The organism is Microbacterium sp. KHB019 (assembly GCF_037285405.1).
GTDB lineage: Bacteria > Actinomycetota > Actinomycetes > Actinomycetales > Microbacteriaceae > Microbacterium.
Genome location: NZ_JBBDHF010000006.1, coordinates 3,524 through 5,146, shown reverse-complemented (window position 1 = coordinate 5,146; position 1,623 = coordinate 3,524). Strand labels below are relative to the sequence as shown.

Genomic DNA, 1,623 nt, shown 5'->3' with positions numbered 1-1,623 from the left:
TTTGTTTTTTACGGAGAGTTTGATCCTGGCTCAGGATGAACGCTGGCGGCGTGCTTAACACATGCAAGTCGAACGATGATGCCCAGCTTGCTGGGTGGATTAGTGGCGAACGGGTGAGTAACACGTGAGCAACCTGCCCCTGACTCTGGGATAAGCGCTGGAAACGGCGTCTAATACTGGATACGAGTAGCGATCGCATGGTCAGTTACTGGAAAGATTTTTTGGTTGGGGATGGGCTCGCGGCCTATCAGCTTGTTGGTGAGGTAATGGCTCACCAAGGCGTCGACGGGTAGCCGGCCTGAGAGGGTGACCGGCCACACTGGGACTGAGACACGGCCCAGACTCCTACGGGAGGCAGCAGTGGGGAATATTGCACAATGGGCGGAAGCCTGATGCAGCAACGCCGCGTGAGGGATGACGGCCTTCGGGTTGTAAACCTCTTTTAGCAGGGAAGAAGCGAGAGTGACGGTACCTGCAGAAAAAGCGCCGGCTAACTACGTGCCAGCAGCCGCGGTAATACGTAGGGCGCAAGCGTTATCCGGAATTATTGGGCGTAAAGAGCTCGTAGGCGGTTTGTCGCGTCTGCTGTGAAATCCCGAGGCTCAACCTCGGGCCTGCAGTGGGTACGGGCAGACTAGAGTGCGGTAGGGGAGATTGGAATTCCTGGTGTAGCGGTGGAATGCGCAGATATCAGGAGGAACACCGATGGCGAAGGCAGATCTCTGGGCCGTAACTGACGCTGAGGAGCGAAAGGGTGGGGAGCAAACAGGCTTAGATACCCTGGTAGTCCACCCCGTAAACGTTGGGAACTAGTTGTGGGGTCCATTCCACGGATTCCGTGACGCAGCTAACGCATTAAGTTCCCCGCCTGGGGAGTACGGCCGCAAGGCTAAAACTCAAAGGAATTGACGGGGACCCGCACAAGCGGCGGAGCATGCGGATTAATTCGATGCAACGCGAAGAACCTTACCAAGGCTTGACATATACGAGAACGGGCCAGAAATGGTCAACTCTTTGGACACTCGTAAACAGGTGGTGCATGGTTGTCGTCAGCTCGTGTCGTGAGATGTTGGGTTAAGTCCCGCAACGAGCGCAACCCTCGTTCTATGTTGCCAGCACGTAATGGTGGGAACTCATGGGATACTGCCGGGGTCAACTCGGAGGAAGGTGGGGATGACGTCAAATCATCATGCCCCTTATGTCTTGGGCTTCACGCATGCTACAATGGCCGGTACAATGGGCAGCGATACCGTGAGGTGGAGCGAATCCCAAAAAGCCGGTCCCAGTTCGGATTGAGGTCTGCAACTCGACCTCATGAAGTCGGAGTCGCTAGTAATCGCAGATCAGCAACGCTGCGGTGAATACGTTCCCGGGTCTTGTACACACCGCCCGTCAAGTCATGAAAGTCGGTAACACCTGAAGCCGGTGGCCTAACCCCTTGTGGGAGGGAGCTGTCGAAGGTGGGATCGGTAATTAGGACTAAGTCGTAACAAGGTAGCCGTACCGGAAGGTGCGGCTGGATCACCTCCTTTCTAAGGAGCATCTGACACCTCCGGGTGTCCAGAACCCAGATCGAAGGCATACGTTCTTCGCTGGGAGCTCATGGGTGGAACATTAGACAAG

The 1,623-nt window shown here is 55.6% G+C and carries 1 rRNA gene; it reads left to right on the top strand.

Features of this window, described 5'->3' with window-relative positions:
* Nucleotides 1-7: 7 nt before the first annotated feature.
* Nucleotides 8-1,532 (top strand): 16S ribosomal RNA (locus KHB019_RS15075).
* Nucleotides 1,533-1,623 lie beyond the last annotated feature (91 nt).